Here is a 19,595-nt window from a genome sequence, read left to right as displayed (position 1 = left end):
AATGAAACTGACAACCTATCTCGGCGCCGCCTCGGTCGCGGCCCTCGCCACCGCCGTCTCGGCGCAGGACGCTGACCTTCTGGTCTTCGACTGGTCCGGCTACGAGGAAGAAGGCTTCTACCAGCAATATATCGACACCCATGGCAGCGCCCCGACCTTCGCCTTCTTCGGCGAAGAGGAAGAAGCGTTCCAGAAGCTGCGCTCGGGCTTTCGCGCGGATATCTCGCATCCCTGCCCGCACTCGGTCCAGAAATGGCGGGACGCCGGCCTGATCGAGCCTTGGGACATCAGCCAGATTCCCAGCTACGCGACCCTGGCCGAGAACTTCAAGACCGACTCGGTCTTCACCGATGGCGACGATGTCTATTTCATCCCCGCCGACAACGGCGCCACGGCCCTGCTCTACAACACCGAAGAGGTCAGCGCCGAGGATGCGGCCAGCCTGCAGGTCTTCCTCGACCCCGCCTATGCGGGCCGCACCAGCCTGCCCGACAATGTCGATGACAGCTTCGCACTGGCCTACCTGGCCACCGGCACCACCGACTGGACCCAGGCAACTCAGGAAGACTTCGAACGCGCCGCCGCGTGGCTGCGCGAAGCCCACCAGAATGCCCGCACCTACTGGGCCGACGGGGCCGAGCTGAACCAGCTGATGGCCACCGGCGAGGTGGTCGTGGCCTGGTCGTGGAATGAAAGCTATGTGGGCCTGGCCGACGAGGGCCACCCCGTCGCCTTCAACCGCGAGGCAGAGGAAGGCTCGTCGCAATGGTTCTGCGGCTACGTGAACCTTGTGGACGGTCCCGGCTCCGAGGAAAAGGCGCATGATTTCGTCGAGGCGTGGCTCCAGCCCTCTTCGGCGGAATACATCGTCAACGAATGGGGCTATGCCCACGCCAACACCGAAGCCATGGCCAGTTTCGACGACGAAACCCTGGCCGCGGTCGGGATGGGGCAGCCCAGCACCCCGGTGCTGGCCCAGTTGCCGATGGATATCGAACTTCGCGAACAGATGATCGAGACCTTCGAGCGGATCAAAGCCGGGTTCTGATCGTCCTGATATCGGGACAGAGGGCGGTCTTTCGGGGCCGCCCTTTCCGTTTGCGGGGGGCCGGGCTAGGTTTCCGTCCACAGGAGAGACCCCATGCCCGCCATCGACATCCTCATCGCCCTTCTGACCATCGCGTTCGGCGCGTTCGGTTTCGTTGCGCCGCGTTACACCGCCAGCGCGCTTGACCTGGCGCCGACCGACAGCACAATGGGCCTGAGCGAGCTGCGCGCGGGATCGGGCGGCTTGTTCGTGGCGCTGGGGGTCTGGTGCCTGCTGGCGGGTGCGCCAGCCTGTTTCGCCCTTGGTATCGCCTATTTCGGCGCAGGGGCCGGTCGGGCGCTTTCGATCCTGCTGGACCGGCCACCGCTGAAAAAAGCCCTTGTCTTCCTGGCTTTCGAGTGGCCCCCGGCGGCCTACCTGATCTGGGTCCACTGGCCCTGATCCCCCTTGAAATCGCGCGCCTCAAGCCGCATATTCGAAATGTCCTTCGGGACTATGGACATAAACGCGCTCGTAATAAGCGGATCGGACCCGGGGGCGGTACCCGGCGGCTCCACCAAATAACCCTCGTTGGGGGACCATGGGGCCGAAACAGGATCGACGAACGTCTAAAGGGGTTAGCTTTGTCTCGGCGGGGTGCCACCGTATCGGCCCGAAAAAGTACAATTGCCAACGACAATCGTGCTCCGGTTGCAGTTGCCGCCTAAGCGGTAACAAGACCGAAATCTAAGCCCAGTCCTCTAGCAAGGGCTGGCGGGGTTCGCAGGCACCTGGCAACAGAAGCCTGCACTTCTCAAAAGCGACGATCTGGGGCAAGCTGATCCCATGAGGCTATGGGCGGCATCAGTGGCGATCTGCATGGCACAGGCTGCGCATGCCTGCGAAACTGCCCTTCTTCTGACAATCGACGTCTCCAATTCCATTGATGTGGCCGAATACCGGCTGCAGGTGGACGGGCTGGCCGATGCGCTTCTGGATGCCGAGATCACGGATGTGATCGTGCAAGGGCAGTCGGCGCTGGCCGTGGTCCAATGGTCAGGCGTGGACCGGCAGGAGCTGTCGATCCCGTGGACCCAGCTGCGCAGCCGCACCGATGTGCAGACCTTCGCTGCGCAGGCCCGCGCCATGCCGCGCGCCTTCGTGCTGTCCGACACCGCCCCGGCCGAAGCGCTGGACTTCGCCCTGCGCCAGTTCGCCGATGCGCCCGCCTGCGACCGCCGGGTCATCGATGTGTCGGGCGATGGCACGCCCAATTCCGGCAGCGACCCCCGGCCCATGGTGCGTGCCGCCGAACGGGCCGGGGTCACCGTCAACGGCATCGCCATCGAAAGCATGGGGCTGGCGATCACCAATTTCTACCGCCGCGAAATCATCACCCGTGACGGGTTCGTCATCACCGCGCGTCAGCACCGCGATTATCCCCGCGCCATCCGCGAGAAGCTGTTGCGCGAACTTAGCCGTATCCTGGGCTAGAGCGGCAGCGCCACGGTCGACTTGATCTCTTCCATGGACAAAAGCGCGGTGACGTTGTGCACCCGCACCTCGGAAATCAGCGCCTGGTAGAAGGCGTCGTAGGCGCGTGCGTTTTTCACACGGACCTTCAGGATATAGTCGATATCCCCCGCCAGCCGGTGGGCCTCCTGCACCTCGGGGCGGTCGCGCAAGGCCTTCAGGAACTTCGCCTGCCAGTCCGCCTCGTGTTCGCTGGTCCGGATCAGGACGAAGAAACAGGCCTCGAACCCCAGCGCCTCGGCATCCAGCAACACCGTCTGCTGGCCGATGATCCCCGCCTCTCGCATCTTGCGAATCCGGTTCCAGACCGGCGTCTTGGAAGAGCCGACTTGCTTGGCGATATCGTCCAGCGACTGGCTGGCGTCGCGCTGAAGCTGCTCCAGGATTTTCCGATCAAGCGCATCAATTCGGACCGACATTTCGCTTCCTTTCCGGTTCATGAACGATTGTTCCGGCACCTGCGCGTTCTGGAACATACGTCCCTATTTGGCAAGACCCACTCCAATTAAGCGGGAAATTTTTCTATTCTGAGCGGAAACCAGAGGGGTCATCATGCAGCACTTTCCCATCTTCCTTGATCTCAACGCCCGGCGCGTCGTCCTGTCCGGCGGCGGCGAAGCGGCGCTTGCCAAGCTGCGCCTGCTGCTCAAGACCAGCGCCAGGATCACCGTTTTCGCCCCTGCCCCGGCGCCCGAGATCACGGATTGGGCGGCGGCGGGCCGGCTGACACTGCACCGCCGCGCCATCGCGCCGGGCGACGCGCTTTGCGCGGTGCTGGTCTATGCCGCAGACGAGGACGCGGCGCTGGACGCCCGCACCGCCGAGATCGGCCGGGCCGAGGGCGCCTTGGTCAATATCGTCGACAACCTCTCTGACAGCGCCTTCATCACCCCGGCCATCGTCGACCGCGACCCCGTGACCGTCGCAATCGGCACCGAGGGCGCGGCCCCTGTCCTGGCCCGCAGGATCAAGGCCGAACTGGAAGAACGCCTGCCCGTATCGCTGGGGCCGCTGGCGCGGATCGGCAAAGGGTTTCGTAAGATGGCCGAACATCTGCCCTTTGGCCGGGCGCGTCGGGATTTCTGGGCCGACTACTATTTCGATGCCGGGCCACGCGCCATGGATCAAGGCGGTGAGGACGCGGCGCAGGCCGCACTGGACGACTTGCTGGTCCGGCACCTTTCGGCATCACCCTCCGGCGGCCGCGTCGATTTTGTCGGCGCCGGCCCGGGCGACCCGGAGCTCCTGACCCTCAAGGCGCGCAAGGCGCTGGACGAAGCCGACGTGGTGATCCACGACCGGCTGGTCAGCCCGGGCATCCTGGAACTGGCCCGGCGCGAGGCGCTGATGATCGACGCGGGCAAACATGGCTTTGGCAAAGCCATGGCACAGGACGAGATCAACACGCTGATTGTCGAACATGCACAGGCCGGCGCGCATGTCGTGCGCCTCAAAGGGGGCGACCCGATGATCTTCGGCCGGCTTGACGAAGAGATCGACGCCATCGCGGCCCATGACCTGCCCTACAGCATCATTCCCGGCATCACCGCCGCCGCAGCCGCCTGCGCCAGCCTGGGCCAATCCCTGACGAAACGGGGCCGCAACAGCCAGATCCGGTTCCTGACCGGTCATGACACAAAGGGCTTTGCTGACCACGACTGGCGTGCGCTGGCCGCACCGGGCGAGGTCACGGCGATCTACATGGGCAAACGGGCCGCGCGCTTCATTCAAGGGCGTTTGCTGATGCATGGCGGCGTGCCCGAGACGCCGGTGACGGTGGTCGAGAACGCCTCGCGTCCCGACCAACGCATTCTGGAAACCACGCTCGCGCGGATGGAACCCGACATGGAACAGGCCGGACTGAGCGGCCCTGCCCTTACCTTCATCGGCTTGGCCCCGCGCCACCCACAGGCCGAACTGCACCGTCTTACCCCCCACAGACAGGAGGCCCTCTGATGCCCCGTCCCTTTACCCCCAAGGTCGTCACCGCAAACCGCCTGCTGGAAGGTGATGCCGTCTGGCGCACCGTGACCGGAGATTGGTCGCCCCGCCTGTCCGATGCCGAGCTGATCGAGGATGCCCGCACCGCCGAGCTGCGCCTGCTGGAAGCCGCCGCCGAGGCGCATCTGGTCGTGGGGGCTTACCTCGCCGACGCGACCAAGGCCGAAACCGGCCCCAAACCCACCCATTTCCGAGAGGCCTTCCGCACGCGCGGCCCCTCGAACTATGCCCATGGCAAGCAGGCCGACATTCAGGAGAAGACGTGATGTATCACTATAACGACTTCGACGAAGCCTTTGTTCGCGAACGCGTCACCCAGTTCCGCGCCCAGGTGGAACGGCGCATCGACGGATCGCTGACCGAGGATGAATTCAAGCCGCTGCGCCTGATGAACGGGCTCTACCTGCAACTGCATGCCTACATGCTGCGGGTCGCCATCCCCTACGGCACGCTGAACAGCGCCCAGATGCGGCAATTGGCGATGATCGCCGAGCGCTGGGACAAGGGCTACGGCCATTTCACCACGCGCCAGAACATCCAGTTCAACTGGCCCAGGCTGCGCGATGTGCCCGATATGCTGGACGCGCTGGCCGATGTGGGGATGCACGCCATACAGACCAGCGGCAACACCATACGCAACGTGACCGCGGACCATTTCGCAGGCGCGGCCGCGGACGAGATCGCCGATCCGCGCCCGGTGGCAGAGCTGTTGCGCCAATGGTCCACGGACCATCCGCAATTCCAGTTCCTGCCCCGCAAGTTCAAGATCGCCGTTTCCGGCAGCCGCCATGACCGCGCCGTGACCCGCGCCCATGATATCGGGCTGGAGATCGTCGAGAAGGACGGCGAGATCGGCTACCGCGTGATCGTCGGTGGCGGGCTGGGCCGCACACCGATGATCGGCAAGGTCTTGCGGGACTTCCTGCCGCAAGCGGACCTGCTGCCCTATACCGAGGCCGTGGTGAGTGTCTGGAACCTGCTTGGACGGCGCGACAACAAGTACAAATCCCGCATCAAGATCACTGTCCACGAACACGGGATCGAGGAAATCAGCCGTCTTGTGGAAGAGGAATTTCAACAAATCAGACCGGGTTTTGCAGGGTTTGACCGGGGTTTGCTTTCACATATCGAACATTTCTTCGCTGCGCCGGCTTTTTCCGAAAAATCCGCTGCGCCCTATGATGAAGCCTACCAGACCGACCCGGTCTTCCGATCCTGGGCCGATACCAACCTGACCGAACATCGGCACCCGAACCACGCCATCGTCACCGTGTCGCTCAAGAAACACGGCGCCACGCCCGGCGATGCCAGCGCCGAGCAGATGCGCGTGCTGGCCGACCTCGCCGAACACTATGGCCATGACGAGTTGCGCATCAGTCACGAACAGAACGTGATCCTGCCCCATGTGCACAAGGGCGACCTGCCTGCGATCCATGATGCGCTGAAGGCATCGGATCTGGCCACGGCGAATATCGGTCTCGTCAGTGACATCATCGCCTGCCCGGGCATGGATTACTGCGCCCTGGCCACGGCGCGGTCGATCCCGATCGCCCAGCAGATCGCCACGCGGTTCGACGAATTGAAGCTGGAGCATGATATCGGTGCGCTGAAGATCAAGATTTCCGGCTGCATCAATGCCTGCGGCCACCACCATGTGGGCCATATCGGCATCCTCGGGCTGGATCGCGCGGGCCTGGAAAACTACCAGGTCACGCTGGGCGGCGATCATACGGAAACCGCGGCCATCGGCGAACGCGCCGGGCCGGGGTTCTCGGCGGACGAGATCATCCCGGCCATCGAGCGGCTGGTGATGGGCTATCTCGACCTGCGCGAGGGCCGCGACGAGACCTTCCTCGAGGCCTATCGCCGCCTCGGCCCCGCGCCCTTCAAGGCGCTGCTTTACCCGGAGGCCAAGGCCAATGCCGCTTGATGGACGCACCCAGACCCTGAACCGCCGGTTCCGCAACCATTCGGCTACGTCGGTGATGGAGCATGCGCTGACAAAGCTGGACCATATCGCCCTGGTCAGTTCCTTTGGCGCGGAATCCGTCGTGCTGCTGCACATGGCCGCGCTGATCGACCGCAAGGTGCCGGTCCTGTTCATCGATACCGAGATGCTGTTTGCCGAAACGCTTGTCTACCAGCAGGACGTGGCCGAAAGGCTGCGGCTGGAGAACGTGCAGGTGATTCGCGCCGACCGCGCGCGCCTGTTCGAGGCCGATAACGAGAACCTGCTGCATCTGCACGACCCCGATGCCTGCTGCGCCCTGCGCAAGACCGAGCCGCTGCAAACCGCGCTCCGGGGCTATGAGGGCTGGATCACCGGCCGCAAGCGCTATCAGGGCGGGCAACGCGCGGCGCTGGATTTCTTCGAGGTCGAACGCCCCGCCGATGCCCTGCCCCGGATCAAGGTGAACCCGCTGGCCCATTGGGACACGGCTGACGTGCAGGATTACATCATCGAGAACCGCCTGCCCCGTCATCCGCTGGTCAGCAAGGGCTATCCATCCATCGGCTGCGCGCCCTGCACCCATCCGGTCGCGCCGGGCGAGGATGCCCGCGCCGGCCGCTGGAAGGGGCAGGACAAGGACGAATGCGGCATCCATTTCTTGGATGGCAAGCTGGTGCGTGGCACCACCGCCGCCGAGTGAAAGGACAGGACATGAACGTGATCGTCACCGATACAGGCTTTGCGCCCGAGGACTGGACCGGCGGGTTTGCCGCGTTGGAGGACTGGCCTGCCAATGATTGCGATGCGGGTCTGGACCTGCCCCCGGACACCGATCCGACCCGGCTGGCCGATCTTCTGTCGGCGCCCATGATCCGCATCGCCTTTCCCAGCTTTGCCGATGGGCGCGGATTTACCCTTGCCGCACGGCTGCGCCGGCTCGGCTATCACGGCCGCCTGCGGGCCTGTGGCCATGTCATCGCGGACCAATATGCCATGGCGCGGCGCTCGGGCTTTGACGAGGTGGAAATCGGGGCCGAACTGGCGCAACGCCAGCCTGAGGATCAATGGCTGGCCCGCGCCGATTGGCGCGCGCATGACTACCAAGCGCGCCTGCGCGCGGCCGCATCGTGAAAACCTGTGTCCTCGGGACACCTTTAACTGACACAGATCAAAGACTATGAGGGGACGTGGCATGGATACATGCCGCGACGCAGATATGACAGAGATGACACCCGTGACCGAAGCCGCCGCCCTCAAGGCCACCCGAGACCTGCCCGACGCCCAGACCGTGAAAGAGGTGCGTCACTACACCGACCGCCTGTTTTCCTTCAAGGTAACACGGCCGCAAAGCCTGCGTTTCCGCTCGGGCGAGTTCGTGATGATCGGCCTGATGGGCGATCCCGATCCCAAGACCGGCAATCAAAAGCCTCTTCTGCGGGCCTATTCCATTGCCTCCCCCGCCTGGGACGAGGAGCTGGAGTTCTATTCCATCAAGGTGCCCGACGGTCCCCTGACCAGCCGGCTTCAGCATATCCAGCCCGGCGACCAGATTATCCTGCGCCCCAAGCCCGTGGGCACGCTGGTTCATGACGCGCTTCTGCCCGGCAAACGGATCTGGTTCTTTGCCACCGGCACCGGTTTTGCGCCCTTTGCCTCGCTTTTGCGCGACCCGCAGACCTACGAGGATTACGATCAGGTCTTCATCACCCATACCTGCCGCGAAGTGGGAGAGCTGACCTATGGCGCGGAACTGATCGAAAGCATCCGCAACGATGAATTGCTGGCCGAACTGATCGGCGAGGGTTTCGCGGACAAGATCCATTACTACCCCACCACCACCCGCGAAGAGAGCCCCAAGATGGGCCGCATCACCGACCTGATGCGCTCTGGTGAGGCGTTCGAGGATCTGGGCGTGCCGCCCCTTGCGCCGGAAACCGACCGGGCGATGATCTGCGGCAACCTGGCCTTCAACCTCGAACTCAAGGAGATGCTCGAGGAATACGGGCTGGAGGAAGGCGCGAATTCCAAGCCTGCCCACTACGTAGTGGAAAAGGCGTTTCTCGACTGAGGGGCGTCCCGCGTTCCTGCATCCGGGCCATGAAAAAGGGCCGCTCCCATCGGAGCGGCCCCTTGTTTTTCAAAGGTGTTTTTCACAGGCGGCCTGACCGGCCGTCGGCGATCAGAGCCCGGCCGCTTCGCGGATCTGTTCGATCACACCGGGGATCAGGTCCGGGTTTTCCGCGGCCTGATCGACGGCAGCGTTGAGCGTCTGCTTGACCAGCGGGTTCAGGTCCGAGTTCTCGATCCATTCAGACACCTTGGCGGGGTCGAAATTCTCGGTGCTCAGCAGCGATGAGATATCGGTTTCACCTTCGGCGGCCTCGGTTGCTTGGCTCGCCTCGGCAGTTTCCTCGGTCGCCGCGGGCATATCCGCCGTGCTTGCGGCTGCCTCATCCGTTGCCTCTTCGACGGCATCGGTAGCGCCTTCGACGGCATCGCCGGCCTCTTCCACGGCGTCACCAGTTGATTCGGCAGCATCTGCCGCCATGTCAGCGGCCCCTTCAGCAGCTTCTTCGGCCATGTCAGCCGTTTCTTCCACGGCTTCTTCGGCCATGTCAGCCGCCCCTTCAGCGGCATCCTCCGCCATGTCAGCCCCGCCCTCGGCCATATCGGTCGCGGCCTCAGCGCCCTCGGTCGCGGTATCGGTGGCCCCTTCGACTGCGTCCTGCACTGCCGTGGTGGCCTCTTCGACGGCCTCTTCGGCGGCATCGGTGGCGTTGGAAACGGCCTCGTCAACAGCCTCGCTGGCCCCTTCGGCGGCCTCTTGCACGGCCTCCTCGACGGCGGTCACGGCCTCTTCGGCCCCATCGGCGAGGTCAGATGCCATGTCCTCGGCCCCTTCGGTCGCTTCGGCGGCAGCGTCGCCGGCCGCTTCACCTGCATCCTCGGCCGCATCCGCGGCGTCGGCGGCGGCTTCCTCGGCCTGCCCGGTCAGCTCGGCCACGGCTTCGGCCGGGGTCTCTTCGTTGACGAAATACTGGTATCCGAAGAAGACCAGCCCGGCCACCACAACGATGATGATGATCGCACGCATGGTATCAATCCTTTCAAAACTCAAGATCGGCCCTGAGGTCGGGCCTCGCCCCTTTCTATTTCACGCGCGCCGCCCGGTGAAAAGCGGGAAGCGCCCTGAAGCCTTCCCCCTTGCGGAAAACAGCCCGCTCGCCCCCCGAAACAGGCCTTGAACGCCATCCGGCACGCGTTTACCTTGCAGGCTCAAATCTAGCGACAAAAGGACAAGACCCATAGCCCGCAGACCTCACAACGCGCCGCCCACGCGCGACACCGGCCCCCGAGTCAACGATCGCATCCGGGCCCCCGAAATCCGCCTGATCGGCCCCAATGGCGAAAATGTCGGCGTCGTGTCGCCGGAACGCGCCATGGCCCTTGCAGGAGAGGTAGGACTGGACCTGGTCGAAATCTCGCCCAACGCCAATCCGCCCGTCTGCAAGATCATGGATTTCGGCAAATACAAATACGAACAGCAGAAGCGGGAATCCGAGGCCAAGAAGAAGCAGAAGGTCATCGAGGTCAAAGAGGTCAAGTTCCGACCCAATACCGACACCCATGACTATGGCGTGAAGATGAAGAACGTCATCAAGTTCCTGGAAAAGGGCGACAAGGTGAAGGTCACGCTGCGATTCCGCGGCCGCGAGATGGCCCACCAGAACCTGGGCCGCGAGTTGCTGGAACGTGTGGCCGAGGACGTCAAGGAACTGGGCAAGGTGGAAAACATGCCCAAGATGGAAGGCCGCCAGATGGTCATGATGATCGGGCCGTTGCCGCAGAAAGGCTGAAGACAGCCGCAGCTTTTGCGTTGAAAAGCGCCTCCGCCAAGCGGGGGCGCTTTTCCTTTTCCGGGCTCTGCAACCGCTTAACCGTCGTCCTTGTCCGGCTCGAAGACCTTGCGGCTCAACTGCACCATCTTGCCGGTTTCGTTGGCATAATCATCAACAGCGGCCTGGAAGAATTCGGACTGGATCTTCTGGATGTCCTGTGGGGACTTCGCGTGCAGCAGCTTGTGCTGGAAATCCACGTCCTTGGCCACCCGCTCGGATACGAAATGCAGCCATTCGCTGCCCATGTCCGACATGGCCTCCATCCAGCCGGCGCCCATGTTGTTCATGGCCCCCAGCCCCATCTTCTGCCATTGGGCCATCATCTCGGAAACCTGGCCCATCGGGTCGTCTGCGGTCTTGTCTTTCTTGGTCATGTGGCACCTCCTGACATCAAGGATGCCAGACCGGCGGCCTTGCGCCAATGATCCCGATCAAACCGAACCGAAAAGGGGCCGCGCGATCCGCGCAGCCCCATTTTTTAGCAGCCTTGCACATCACCTCAGCCTGCGGCTGACACCGCGCGACCCGTCAGAACCTTGGCAAGATGGGCGCGGTAGTCCCCCGACCCGTGCAGGTCGCTGATCATGCCGTCGCCGGACAGGCTCAGCCCCGCAATCGCATCTGCCGAGAAGTCCTTGGACAGGGCCTCTTCCGCCTCACTCCACCGGAATACGCCCTCTTCCGAGGCCCCGGTGATCGCCACCCGCACGCCATCGGCGAACCTGGCCACGAACACGCCCGTCAGGGCAAAGCGCGAGGCCGGCTGGTCGAATTTCTGGTAATTCGCCGCCTCCGGCACGGGAAAGCGCACCTCGGTGATGATCTCGCCCTCGTCCAGCGCCGTGGTGAACATGCCCTGGAAATAGTCATCCGCCGCGATCTCGCGGGCGTTGGTGATGATCGTCGCCCCCGAGCCCAGCGCCGCGGCCGGATAGCAGGCCGAGGGGTCGTTATTGGCCAGGCTGCCGCCGATGGTGCCGCGATTGCGCACGGCCGGGTCGCCGATATTGGCGGCCAGTGCCGCCAGCGCCGGATAGTCGCCAGCCTCGGCCGCCACCGTCGCATGGGTCGTGGCCCCACCGATACAGAGCTCGCCCGCATCGGATTTGCACACGCCCTGCATTTCCGGGATCGCCGTCAGGCTGACCAGCCGTTCCGGCATGGCCAGACGCTGTTTCAGCGTCGGGATCAGGGTCTGGCCGCCGCCCAGCGGCTGGCTTTCGCTGGAATCGGAAAGCAGTTTGACCGCATCGGCAATCCGGGTCGGCCGTTCGATATCGAAAGCATACATTGTGGTTGCCTCCTTAGCTGTTCATCGCCGACCAGACGCGCGAGGGCGTCAGCGGCATGTCGATGTGGGTGACGTTGGTATGGCCGCCTGATTGGAGCGCGTCGATCACGGCATTGACCACCGAGGGCGGGCTGCCGATGGCCCCCGCCTCGCCGCAGCCCTTCACGCCCAGCGGGTTGTGGGTGCAAGGGGTCTGGCAGGAATGGTCGACACTGTAGAAGGGCACATCATCGGCGCGCGGCATGGCATAATCCATGTAGCTGGCCGAGATCAGTTGCCCATCGGCATCATAGGTCGTGTTTTCCAGCAGCGCCTGCCCGATCCCCTGGGCCAGCCCGCCATGGACCTGGCCTGAAACGATCATCGGGTTGATGACATTGCCGAAATCGTCGGCGGCGGCGAAGCGTTCGATGGTCACCTTGCCGGTTTCGGGGTCGACTTCGACCTCGCAGGCATAGGCGCCCGCCGGATAGGTGAAGTTTGCCGGGTCGTAGAAGGCGGTTTCCTCCAGCCCCGGCTCGACCTCCTCCAGCGGGAAATCATGCGGGATATAGGCCTTGAGCGCCACATCCCCGAAGCCCACGGACTTGTCCGTGCCGGCCACGCTGAACTGCCCGTCGGTGAATTCGATATCCGCCTCGGACGCTTCCAGCATATGGGCAGCGATCTTCTTGCCCTTGTTGATTACCTTCTCGGTGGCGCGCACCACGGCAGAGCCGCAGACCGCCAGCGACCGCGACCCGTAGGTGCCCATGCCGAAGGGGATCTTGGAGGTATCGCCATGGACGATCTCGACGCTGTTCTCGTCTATCCCCAGCATGTCGGCCACCACCTGCGGGAAGGCCGTTTCATGCCCCTGCCCGTGGCTGTGGGCCCCGACCATGACGGCGATGTTCCCGGTGGCGTTCACCCGCACGGTGGCGGCATCATACAGCCCCACGCGAGAACCCAGCACCCCCACAAGGTTCGACGGCGCGATGCCGCAGGCCTCGATATAGGTGTTCACGCCCAGACCGCGCAGCTTGCCGTTCTTCTCGCTCTCCTTGCGGCGCGCCTCGAACCCCTTGCGGTCGATCATCTCTTCCAGCTTGTCGACCAGCGCGCCGTAATCGCCGGTGTCGTATTCCAGCCCGGCGGCACTGGTGAACGGGAATTGATCGGGCTGGACGAAGTTCTTGCGCCGGATTTCCAGCGGGTCGATCCCCAGCTCGCGCGCGGCCATGTCGATCACGCGCTCCAGCGAATAGGTCGCCTCGGGACGCCCTGCCCCGCGATAGGCATCCACGGGCGCGGTGTTGGTGAACACGGCCTTCACGTTCACATAGACATTGGGCACGGCATAGTTGCCCGCCATCAGCGTGCCGTGCAGGAAGGTCGGCGTCGCAGTCGAGAAGTTCGACAGGTAGGCCCCGACATTGGCCATGGTCTCGGTCCGGAAGGCGATGAAGGTGCCGTCCTTTTCGCAGGCCAGTTCGATCTTGGTCACGTGATCGCGGCCATGGGCATCGGTCAGGAAGCTTTCGGACCGGCTCGCCGTCCAGCGGACGGGGCGGCCAATCTTCTTGGCCGCGGCCAGAACAAGGGCCTCTTCACCATAGTGATAAATCTTCGAGCCAAAGCCGCCGCCCACATCGGGCGCCACGACCTTGAGCTTGTTTTCCGGGATGCCCAGCACGAAAGCCGAAATCAGAAGCCGCGTCAGGTGCGGGTTCTGCGACGTCGTGTAAAGCGTGTAATCGCCCGTGCCGGGATCGTAATCGGCGGTCGAGGCGCGCGGCTCCATCGCGTTGGGCACGAGCCGGTTGTTGACCAGTTCCAGCGTGGTGACATGGGGCGCGTTCTTGATCGCCTCGTCGGTGGCGGCGCGGTTGTCCTCGATCCAGCCCCAGTCAAAGCACTGGTTCGTCTCGATCTCGTCATGGACCAGCGGCGCACCGTCTTTCAGAGCGGCGGCCATATCCACCACCGCGGGCTGTTCGTCGATCTCGGCAACGATGGCCTCGGCGGCGTCGCGGGCCTGTTCCTCGGTCTCGGCGATGACAGCGGCATAGGCATCGCCCACATGGCGCACCTTGCCATGGGCCAGCACCGGACGCTTGGGTTCCTTCATCGGTTCGCCGTCGCGGCTGTTGATCTGCCAGCCGGCGGGGTTGCCGCCGACATCGACGAAATCCTCGCCGGTGAACACGGCCAGCACGCCGGGCATCTTTTCTGCCTCGGACGTGTCGATGGACTTGATGACACCATTGGCCACCTGGCTGCGGGCAAAGACCGCGTAGGTCTGGCCCTGTAGCGCGATATCGTCGGTATACTTGCCCCGGCCCGTCAGAAACCGGACATCTTCACGGCGCGTCGGACTGGCGCCAATTCCATGATCTTTCGGCATTTCTATCTCCTCCCTGTGGGCACCTGGCGTCCAGACGGACCCGGCGCCTCAAGATGTCTCCTCGAAAATCCCTATTCCGCCGCGATGGCACTCACGTCCTGGCCGGACGCGGCCATGATCGCCTTGACGATGTTGTGGTAGCCCGTGCAGCGGCAGATATTGCCCTCCAGATAGTCGCGGATCTCGGCCTCGGTCGGCTTCGGGTTCTCCTCCAGCAATGCGGCGGCAGACATGACCATGCCCGGCGTGCAGAACCCGCACTGCAACCCGTGGTGATCCTGAAAGGCCTGCTGGATCGTGTTCAGAGACCCGTCGGGGTTGGCCATTCCCTCGATCGTCGTCACCTCGGCACCCTCGGCCTCGGCGGCGAACATGGTGCAGGCCTTTACGGCCTTGCCGTTCACATGCACCACGCAGGCACCGCACTGGCTGGTATCGCAGCCGATATGGGTGCCGGTCAGGCGCAGATCCTCGCGCAGGTAGTCGGCCAGAAGGGTGCGCCCTTCCACCTCGCCGGAAACGGGTTTTCCGTTCACGGTCATAGAGACCTGTGTCATGCTATTCCTCCCTGGATGTGTTTTCCTCAGTCAACCATGGGTGGCCCGCACTTGGGAAGCCCAAGATTGACGCATCTGCCCAGAAATGCGTCGCGCTCGGCCCGCGTCAGGCGCGGCGCAGCCGCTCGGTCACTTCGGCCATGATGCTGACGGCGATCTCTGCAGGGCTGCGCGCGCCGATATCGAGGCCCACCGGCGCGTGGATGCGTGCGATCTCGGCCTTGGAGAATCCGGCCTCGGTCAGCCGCGCGACGCGCTTGGAATGGGTCCGGGTCGAGCCAAGGCAGCCCAGGTAGAAAACGTCCGAGCGCAGCGCGGCCATGATCGCGGGATCATCCAGCTTGGGGTCGTGTGTCAGGGTCACGACGCAGGCGCGCGGGTCCAGCCCGATGGCCGCCAACGCCTCGTCGGGCCAGTCCTCGCGGATGGTTGCGCCGGGAAACCGCGCCTCGGCGGCGAAGGCCGGGCGCGGATCGACCAGCACCGGATCATAGCCGCAAGCCCGCGCCATGGGCAGCAGCGCCTGCGCGATATGGACAGCGCCCACGACGATCATGCGCAGGGGCGGGTTATGCACGGCGACGAAGGTTCGGCCGTCCTCTTCGACACCGGAGCGGTCCATCCGGAACCGGTCCGGGTAATCACCGGCAGGCGCAAGGTGACGCGTGCCGCTTTCAAGGTCCGCCACCAGCGCGACCGGCCGGCGCGCCGCCCGTGCCTCGACCAGATCAACCAGCAGGTCCTCGGACAGGACCGGCCCGACCGGATCGACCAGCACCCGGATGCGCCCGCCGCAGGCCAGCCCCACGGCAAAGGCGTCGTCGTCGCTGACGCCATAGTCCAGAAGCCGGGGCTTGCCATCCTCCAGCGCCTCCAGCGCCTCGGTGATCACGGCCCCCTCGACACAGCCGCCCGAGACCGAGCCCTCCATCGCGCCCTGCCCGTCGATCACCAGCTGGCTGCCCACGGGCCGAGGGGCAGACCCCCAGGTTTCCACAACAGTGGCCAGCGCCACGCGCCGTCCGTCGCGGTGCCAGTCCAGTGCCAAAGCCGGCAGGTCGCCTGTCATTGCGCAACCTCGGGCAAGGTGAAAACCTGGCCGGGATAGATCAGGTCCGGGTCGCGGATGCGGTCACGGTTTGCCTCGTAGACCTCGACGTAGAGGATCCCCGCGCCGTAACGTTCCTCGGCAATGGCCCAGAGCGTGTTGCCCGGCTGGATCGTCCGCGTGGCAACGGTGAAATCGGGATCGGCGGTTTCCTCGGCCATCACGGCGGCGACCGTTTCCGGGTCTTCGCGGCGGAAGGGGCTTTCGATGCGCGAGACGACCTCTCCCTCGGCATCCACCTCGTCGATACGCAGGGTGTAGACGCCGGTATCGACCTGCGGCAGATCCGTGCGCCAGCGACCGTCGGCATCAACCGGCAGCGTGCCAACGGGCTGGTTGTCGACATAGACCCGGACAAACCCCGCGCCGCTGGCCCGCCCGGCCAGAACAACCTCGCCCTCGGGATCATAGGTGATGGTGTCCAGCGCGACCGAGGACATGACCTCTGGCGGGGTGTCGGGGGCGCGGCCTGGCTGCACAACACGCACCCCGTCCTCGCCCACGGCCAGCACCGGGCCGGTCGCCTCGGGCGGGGTGTCGGGGGCGGGTTGAGTTTCGGGGATCGTCGGGACCGATCCGGCCTCCGGCTCGGTCGGGCTGTCCGGCACCTCGGCCTCTATGGTCGGGGCGGCCTGCCCCGCCGCGTCGTCATCCCGCTCCACCGGTGCGCGTTCGGTGGTAGATGTCGCGGGCTCGTTCACCGCTGCGATGGTCACGTCCTCGGCCGCTTCGGGGGCCTCTGACGGCCCCGGCTCAGCCTGCGTGGCCGCCTCGGCAAGCGCCGTGCCGGGGTCCGGCAGGGGCGCGGGGTTGGCGTTGATGACGTAGCGCTCGGGCGAGCGGCGCGCGACACCGTCCGGGTCCTCGACAAAGGCCAGCATGCGCGGGCTGTCGGAATAGCCAAGGGCGGGATAGGACTGGAAACTGCCCGTCGCATCGGCGGCGACCACGTCGACGGTCTCGCCATCCACCTCGATCGCCACCTCGGCGCCCGGACTGGCCAGGCCGAAGATCAGCGACATTCCATCCGCTTCGACCGCCAGCTGCGCAAGGCGCGGCCCCTCCGGTTCGACCGGCGCGGCGGCGGGCGGCGCAGACGCGTCGGAAGCCCCGGCCTCTGGGGATGCGGCGGTGTCGGCGGGGGCGCTGACCGGCGCGCTTTCCGGCGCGTTGGCCTGACCCTGCGGGTCCGGCAAGGGCCGCAGCAGGAAGGCGCCGGCAATCGCAGCCACAGCCACACCGGCCCCCCCGAATATCAATAGCTTGTCATTCACGTGGATCCCCATCCGCGCCCCGTCGCGCCGGGCGCTCTCCCTTTCCATTGGCAAAGTCTATCAACGCGCCTAACAAGGGTCAAAGCAAGCCCTCATTGTTCCACAGGTGCCTTATGTCCCACGACCCGATTTCCATCTGCGTCTATTGCGGCTCTCGTGACGGGGCCGACCCGGCCTATGCCAGCGCCGCCGAGGCCACGGGCGCGCTGATCGCCGCGAAGGGCTGGCGGCTGGTCTACGGGGCGGGAGATGTCGGGCTGATGGGGCGCGTAGCCCGCGCCGCCCAGGCCGGGGGCGGCGAAACCCTGGGCGTGATCCCCACCCATCTTCTGGCGCGCGAGGTGGGCAAGCGCGACCTGACCACGCTGATCGTCACCGAAACCATGCATGAGCGCAAAAAGGTCATGGTGATGAATGCTCATGCGGTTGTTGTCCTGCCCGGCGGGGCGGGCAGCCTCGACGAGTTTTTCGAAGTGCTGACCTGGGCGCAGCTGGGGCTGCATGACAAGCCGATATTCCTGCTGAACACCAACGGGTACTGGGACACGCTGATCGCCCTCACCGACCAGATCGTCGCGCAGGGTTTCGCGGATGCGGGCTTGCTGGATCTGTTTACCGTCGTGCCCGACACCGCAGCGCTGGAAGCCTGGCTCCGGACCCGACTGGAGATCACGTCTGCGAGATAACACCTATCACCAGCGCCGCGCTCGGGGCAGTCTGGCGGGCATGTTCTTTCGCATTCTCAAGGGCCTCGGCGCGCTCCTGATGACCTTGCTGCTGCTGGCTTGCGGCGCGCATATCGTCAATTCCGGCGACGAAACCTTGCCACCCAAACCGGAGGGCGCGCTGCGCCTTGCCACGCTGAACGTGCACTACATCGTCCAGTCGGGCGGCGACGGGCCGTGGTCTGAGGCGGGCTGGGACGGGCGCAAGGTGGCCATGCAGGCGGCGGTGGCCGGCATCGGGGCCGATATCCTGGCCTTGCAGGAATCCGAGACCTTCCCCGCCACGAACCGCGACGGCACCAACCTGACGCTGGACTACCTGCTGGAGCAGAACCCCGGCTACGCGGCCGCGGCCACGGGCGAGCCGGCGGACTTCCCCTCGACCCAACCGATCCTTTACCGCACCGACCGGCTGACGCTGGAGGATCAGGGCTGGTTCTTCTTCTCGAAGACGCCAGACGTCATCTATTCGCGCACCTTCGACGGGTCCTGGCCCGCCTTTGCCAGCTGGGCCGAGTTCCGCACGAGCGGTGGGCGGGTTTTTCGCGTGGTGAATGTGCATTTCGAATACCGCAGCCGATCGAACCGGCGCCTGTCTGCCGCGCTGGTGCGCGACCGGGTTGCGCCGGTGATCTCGGGGGGCACGCCGGTCTTGCTGGTGGGTGACATCAATGCCATGCACGGGTCCGCCACGATGGACCGGCTGGAAGAGGCTGGCTTGTCCTTCCTGCCCGTCGACGGGGCCACCTACCATTTCAATCGTGGTATCAACCTCTTCGGGCCGATCGACCATATCGCCCATTCGGCAGGGATTGCCCCCTTGGGGGACCCGGTCGTTCTGCGCCGGCAGTTCGAGGGCACCTGGCCCAGCGACCATTATCCGGTGGCCGCCGATCTGCGTTTGACGGGGCCATGAAAAAGGGGCCGGCGGTGTGCCCGCCGACCCCCTTGATCAGGTCTCGTCCGCCGATCACATGCGGCTGGCCACGTTTTCCCAGTTGACCAGGTTGTCCAGGAAGTTCTGCAGGTAGGCCGGACGCTTGTTGCGGAAGTCGATGTAGTAGGAATGCTCCCACACGTCGCAGCCCAGCAGCGCGGTCTGGCCAAAGCAGAGCGGGTTCACGCCGTTCTCGGTCTTGGTGACCTTCAGGCTGCCGTCGCTATCCTTGACCAGCCACGCCCAGCCCGAGCCGAACTGACCGGCACCGGCGGCAGAGAATTGCGACTTGAATTCGTCGATCGAGCCAAAGCTCTCGGTCAGCGCCTTTTCCAGCTCGCCCGGCATCTTGCTCTCGCCCGGCCCCATCATTTCCCAGAACTGGTTGTGGTTCCAAAGCTGGCTGATGTTGTTGAAGATGCCGTTCTGCGCCACGGCAGACTTGTCATAGGTGCCGGTGATGATCTCTTCGAGGCTCTTGCCCTCCCACTCGGTGCCGGCAATCAGCTTGTTGCCGTTGTCGACATAGGCCTTGTGGTGCAGATCGTGGTGGTATTCCAGCGTCTCGGCGGACATGCCCTTGGACGCCAGCGCGTCGTGGGCATAAGGAAGATCGGGAAGGTCGAAAGCCATGGTGAACCCCTTGTTCAGTTTGTTCGCGTTACGCTACCTAACAAAGCCCTATGACCCCCGAGGTCAAGCACCCTCCGGCGCAAAAACCCCGCAAGAGCGGTTCGAAAATGTCCGGATCGGTGGACTTTGACCCCCGATTTGATATGGTCGGAACAAACGGCCTCGGAAAAACCGGGGCCTTCGGTGCGACCGCGCCGGAAACGACAAGAGCAGGTGAACCAGTGACTTTCCGCCAGACGGCTTTTCCCACGCCGCGCGCCCTCGCAAAGGGTC

Annotated in this window: 21 protein-coding genes and 1 other RNA gene; 13 read left to right on the top strand and 9 right to left on the bottom strand. The window is 64.7% G+C overall.

Translation table 11 applies throughout. From position 1 onward, the window contains the following. Position 1 precedes the first annotated feature (1 nt). From DFK10_RS06515 to DFK10_RS06500, 4 genes are all read left to right on the top strand, one after another. Positions 2-1,048, top strand: coding sequence for an extracellular solute-binding protein (locus tag DFK10_RS06515; RefSeq protein WP_109387818.1), 1,047 nt, complete (start codon positions 2-4; stop codon positions 1,046-1,048). Positions 1,049-1,141: 93 nt separating this feature from the next. Further along, positions 1,142-1,489: a DUF4345 family protein gene (locus tag DFK10_RS06510; protein WP_109387816.1), complete on the top strand. Its 348-nt coding sequence runs from the start codon at positions 1,142-1,144 to the stop codon at positions 1,487-1,489. Between the two features lie 2 nt (positions 1,490-1,491). Further along, positions 1,492-1,839: a transfer-messenger RNA gene (ssrA, locus tag DFK10_RS06505) on the top strand. 67 nt (positions 1,840-1,906) lie between these two features. Then, positions 1,907-2,521 carry a DUF1194 domain-containing protein gene (locus tag DFK10_RS06500; RefSeq protein ID WP_235866783.1) on the top strand — a complete coding sequence of 205 codons (615 nt, stop codon included), beginning with the start codon at positions 1,907-1,909 and terminating at the stop codon, positions 2,519-2,521. Here the strand turns inward: DFK10_RS06500 and DFK10_RS06495 are convergent. Continuing rightward, a complete protein-coding gene (locus tag DFK10_RS06495; protein WP_109388050.1) occupies positions 2,518-2,979 on the bottom strand; it encodes an Lrp/AsnC family transcriptional regulator in 462 nt (153 codons plus the stop codon). The genes DFK10_RS06500 and DFK10_RS06495 overlap by 4 nt on opposite strands. Before the next feature lie 133 nt (positions 2,980-3,112). Here DFK10_RS06495 and cysG point away from each other — a divergent pair, with 133 nt between their 5' ends. The 6 genes from cysG (at position 3,113) to DFK10_RS06465 (ending at position 8,580) form a co-directional block, all read left to right on the top strand. Continuing rightward, positions 3,113-4,516 carry a siroheme synthase CysG gene (gene cysG, locus DFK10_RS06490; protein ID WP_109387812.1) on the top strand — a complete coding sequence of 468 codons (1,404 nt, stop codon included), beginning with the start codon at positions 3,113-3,115 and terminating at the stop codon, positions 4,514-4,516. Continuing rightward, positions 4,516-4,827 carry a DUF2849 domain-containing protein gene (locus DFK10_RS06485; protein WP_109387810.1) on the top strand — a complete coding sequence of 104 codons (312 nt, stop codon included), beginning with the start codon at positions 4,516-4,518 and terminating at the stop codon, positions 4,825-4,827. The genes cysG and DFK10_RS06485 overlap by 1 nt, the downstream gene beginning before the upstream one ends. Further along, positions 4,827-6,491, top strand: coding sequence for a nitrite/sulfite reductase (locus tag DFK10_RS06480; RefSeq protein WP_109387808.1), 1,665 nt, complete (start codon positions 4,827-4,829; stop codon positions 6,489-6,491). Before DFK10_RS06485 ends, DFK10_RS06480 begins: the two co-directional genes overlap by 1 nt. Next, positions 6,481-7,212: a phosphoadenylyl-sulfate reductase gene (locus tag DFK10_RS06475; RefSeq protein ID WP_109387806.1), complete on the top strand. Its 732-nt coding sequence runs from the start codon at positions 6,481-6,483 to the stop codon at positions 7,210-7,212. The genes DFK10_RS06480 and DFK10_RS06475 overlap by 11 nt, the downstream gene beginning before the upstream one ends. An 11-nt stretch (positions 7,213-7,223) precedes the next feature. Next, complete coding sequence (locus tag DFK10_RS06470) at positions 7,224-7,643, top strand: DUF934 domain-containing protein (RefSeq protein ID WP_109387804.1); 420 nt, start codon at positions 7,224-7,226, stop codon at positions 7,641-7,643. 85 nt (positions 7,644-7,728) lie between these two features. After that, entirely contained in the window at positions 7,729-8,580 is an 852-nt protein-coding gene (locus DFK10_RS06465) for a ferredoxin--NADP reductase (RefSeq protein ID WP_109388048.1), read from the top strand. A gap of 111 nt (positions 8,581-8,691) precedes the next feature. Here DFK10_RS06465 and DFK10_RS06460 read toward each other — a convergent pair whose 3' ends face one another. Beyond that, positions 8,692-9,606 carry a hypothetical protein gene (locus DFK10_RS06460; RefSeq protein ID WP_109387802.1) on the bottom strand — a complete coding sequence of 305 codons (915 nt, stop codon included), beginning with the start codon at positions 9,604-9,606 and terminating at the stop codon, positions 8,692-8,694. Positions 9,607-9,817: 211 nt separating this feature from the next. Between DFK10_RS06460 and infC the strand changes: the two genes are divergently transcribed. Continuing rightward, on the top strand, positions 9,818-10,369 hold the full coding sequence (gene infC / locus DFK10_RS06455) for a translation initiation factor IF-3 (protein WP_109387800.1): 552 nt from the start codon (positions 9,818-9,820) through the stop codon (positions 10,367-10,369). A gap of 77 nt (positions 10,370-10,446) precedes the next feature. On the opposite strand, the gene DFK10_RS06450 is transcribed toward infC, so the two are convergent. The 6 genes from DFK10_RS06450 to DFK10_RS06425 form a co-directional block, all read right to left on the bottom strand. Next, the gene (locus DFK10_RS06450; RefSeq protein ID WP_109387798.1) at positions 10,447-10,785 is read right to left on the bottom strand and encodes a phasin family protein; all 339 of its coding nucleotides are present in this window, start codon (positions 10,783-10,785) and stop codon (positions 10,447-10,449) included. Between the two features lie 125 nt (positions 10,786-10,910). Further along, complete coding sequence (locus DFK10_RS06445) at positions 10,911-11,702, bottom strand: FAD binding domain-containing protein (RefSeq protein ID WP_109387796.1); 792 nt, start codon at positions 11,700-11,702, stop codon at positions 10,911-10,913. 13 nt (positions 11,703-11,715) lie between these two features. Then, complete coding sequence (locus DFK10_RS06440; protein WP_109387794.1) at positions 11,716-14,088, bottom strand: xanthine dehydrogenase family protein molybdopterin-binding subunit; 2,373 nt, start codon at positions 14,086-14,088, stop codon at positions 11,716-11,718. A 71-nt stretch (positions 14,089-14,159) separates the two neighbouring features. Continuing rightward, complete coding sequence (locus DFK10_RS06435) at positions 14,160-14,645, bottom strand: (2Fe-2S)-binding protein (protein ID WP_109387792.1); 486 nt, start codon at positions 14,643-14,645, stop codon at positions 14,160-14,162. 106 nt (positions 14,646-14,751) lie between these two features. Beyond that, positions 14,752-15,714: an XdhC family protein gene (locus DFK10_RS06430; RefSeq protein ID WP_109387790.1), complete on the bottom strand. Its 963-nt coding sequence runs from the start codon at positions 15,712-15,714 to the stop codon at positions 14,752-14,754. Then, positions 15,711-17,075, bottom strand: coding sequence for a LysM peptidoglycan-binding domain-containing protein (locus tag DFK10_RS06425; RefSeq protein WP_235866782.1), 1,365 nt, complete (start codon positions 17,073-17,075; stop codon positions 15,711-15,713). Before DFK10_RS06425 ends, DFK10_RS06430 begins: the two co-directional genes overlap by 4 nt. 65 nt (positions 17,076-17,140) lie before the next feature. Between DFK10_RS06425 and DFK10_RS06420 the strand changes: the two genes are divergently transcribed. Both DFK10_RS06420 and DFK10_RS06415 read left to right on the top strand, forming a co-directional pair. After that, a complete protein-coding gene (locus DFK10_RS06420) occupies positions 17,141-17,713 on the top strand; it encodes an LOG family protein (RefSeq protein ID WP_109387786.1) in 573 nt (190 codons plus the stop codon). 40 nt (positions 17,714-17,753) lie between these two features. Beyond that, entirely contained in the window at positions 17,754-18,668 is a 915-nt protein-coding gene (locus DFK10_RS06415) for an endonuclease/exonuclease/phosphatase family protein (protein WP_109387784.1), read from the top strand. Between the two features lie 54 nt (positions 18,669-18,722). Here the strand turns inward: DFK10_RS06415 and DFK10_RS06410 are convergent, their stop codons facing one another. Beyond that, a complete protein-coding gene (locus DFK10_RS06410; RefSeq protein ID WP_109387782.1) occupies positions 18,723-19,322 on the bottom strand; it encodes a superoxide dismutase in 600 nt (199 codons plus the stop codon). Positions 19,323-19,595 lie beyond the last annotated feature (273 nt).

Source organism: Salibaculum griseiflavum (assembly GCF_003129565.1).
Taxonomy (GTDB): Bacteria; Pseudomonadota; Alphaproteobacteria; order Rhodobacterales; family Rhodobacteraceae; genus Salibaculum; species Salibaculum griseiflavum.
This window is presented reverse-complemented; position numbering and strand designations above follow the sequence as displayed.

Coding starts and splice junctions, on each gene's coding strand:
- DFK10_RS06410 (WP_109387782.1), bottom strand. CDS start 19,322: ATGGCTTTCGACCTTCCCGATCTTCCTTATGCCCACGACGCGCTGGCG.
- DFK10_RS06440 (WP_109387794.1), bottom strand. CDS start 14,088: ATGCCGAAAGATCATGGAATTGGCGCCAGTCCGACGCGCCGTGAAGAT.
- DFK10_RS06425 (WP_235866782.1), bottom strand. CDS start 17,075: ATGGAAAGGGAGAGCGCCCGGCGCGACGGGGCGCGGATGGGGATCCAC.
- DFK10_RS06465 (WP_109388048.1), top strand. CDS start 7,729: ATGACAGAGATGACACCCGTGACCGAAGCCGCCGCCCTCAAGGCCACC.
- DFK10_RS06430 (WP_109387790.1), bottom strand. CDS start 15,714: ATGACAGGCGACCTGCCGGCTTTGGCACTGGACTGGCACCGCGACGGA.
- DFK10_RS06460 (WP_109387802.1), bottom strand. CDS start 9,606: ATGCGTGCGATCATCATCATCGTTGTGGTGGCCGGGCTGGTCTTCTTC.
- DFK10_RS06415 (WP_109387784.1), top strand. CDS start 17,754: ATGTTCTTTCGCATTCTCAAGGGCCTCGGCGCGCTCCTGATGACCTTG.
- cysG (WP_109387812.1), top strand. CDS start 3,113: ATGCAGCACTTTCCCATCTTCCTTGATCTCAACGCCCGGCGCGTCGTC.
- DFK10_RS06470 (WP_109387804.1), top strand. CDS start 7,224: ATGAACGTGATCGTCACCGATACAGGCTTTGCGCCCGAGGACTGGACC.
- DFK10_RS06515 (WP_109387818.1), top strand. CDS start 2: ATGAAACTGACAACCTATCTCGGCGCCGCCTCGGTCGCGGCCCTCGCC.
- DFK10_RS06510 (WP_109387816.1), top strand. CDS start 1,142: ATGCCCGCCATCGACATCCTCATCGCCCTTCTGACCATCGCGTTCGGC.
- DFK10_RS06450 (WP_109387798.1), bottom strand. CDS start 10,785: ATGACCAAGAAAGACAAGACCGCAGACGACCCGATGGGCCAGGTTTCC.
- DFK10_RS06480 (WP_109387808.1), top strand. CDS start 4,827: ATGTATCACTATAACGACTTCGACGAAGCCTTTGTTCGCGAACGCGTC.
- DFK10_RS06485 (WP_109387810.1), top strand. CDS start 4,516: ATGCCCCGTCCCTTTACCCCCAAGGTCGTCACCGCAAACCGCCTGCTG.
- DFK10_RS06475 (WP_109387806.1), top strand. CDS start 6,481: ATGCCGCTTGATGGACGCACCCAGACCCTGAACCGCCGGTTCCGCAAC.
- DFK10_RS06500 (WP_235866783.1), top strand. CDS start 1,907: ATGGCACAGGCTGCGCATGCCTGCGAAACTGCCCTTCTTCTGACAATC.
- DFK10_RS06435 (WP_109387792.1), bottom strand. CDS start 14,645: ATGACACAGGTCTCTATGACCGTGAACGGAAAACCCGTTTCCGGCGAG.
- DFK10_RS06445 (WP_109387796.1), bottom strand. CDS start 11,702: ATGTATGCTTTCGATATCGAACGGCCGACCCGGATTGCCGATGCGGTC.
- DFK10_RS06420 (WP_109387786.1), top strand. CDS start 17,141: ATGTCCCACGACCCGATTTCCATCTGCGTCTATTGCGGCTCTCGTGAC.
- DFK10_RS06495 (WP_109388050.1), bottom strand. CDS start 2,979: ATGTCGGTCCGAATTGATGCGCTTGATCGGAAAATCCTGGAGCAGCTT.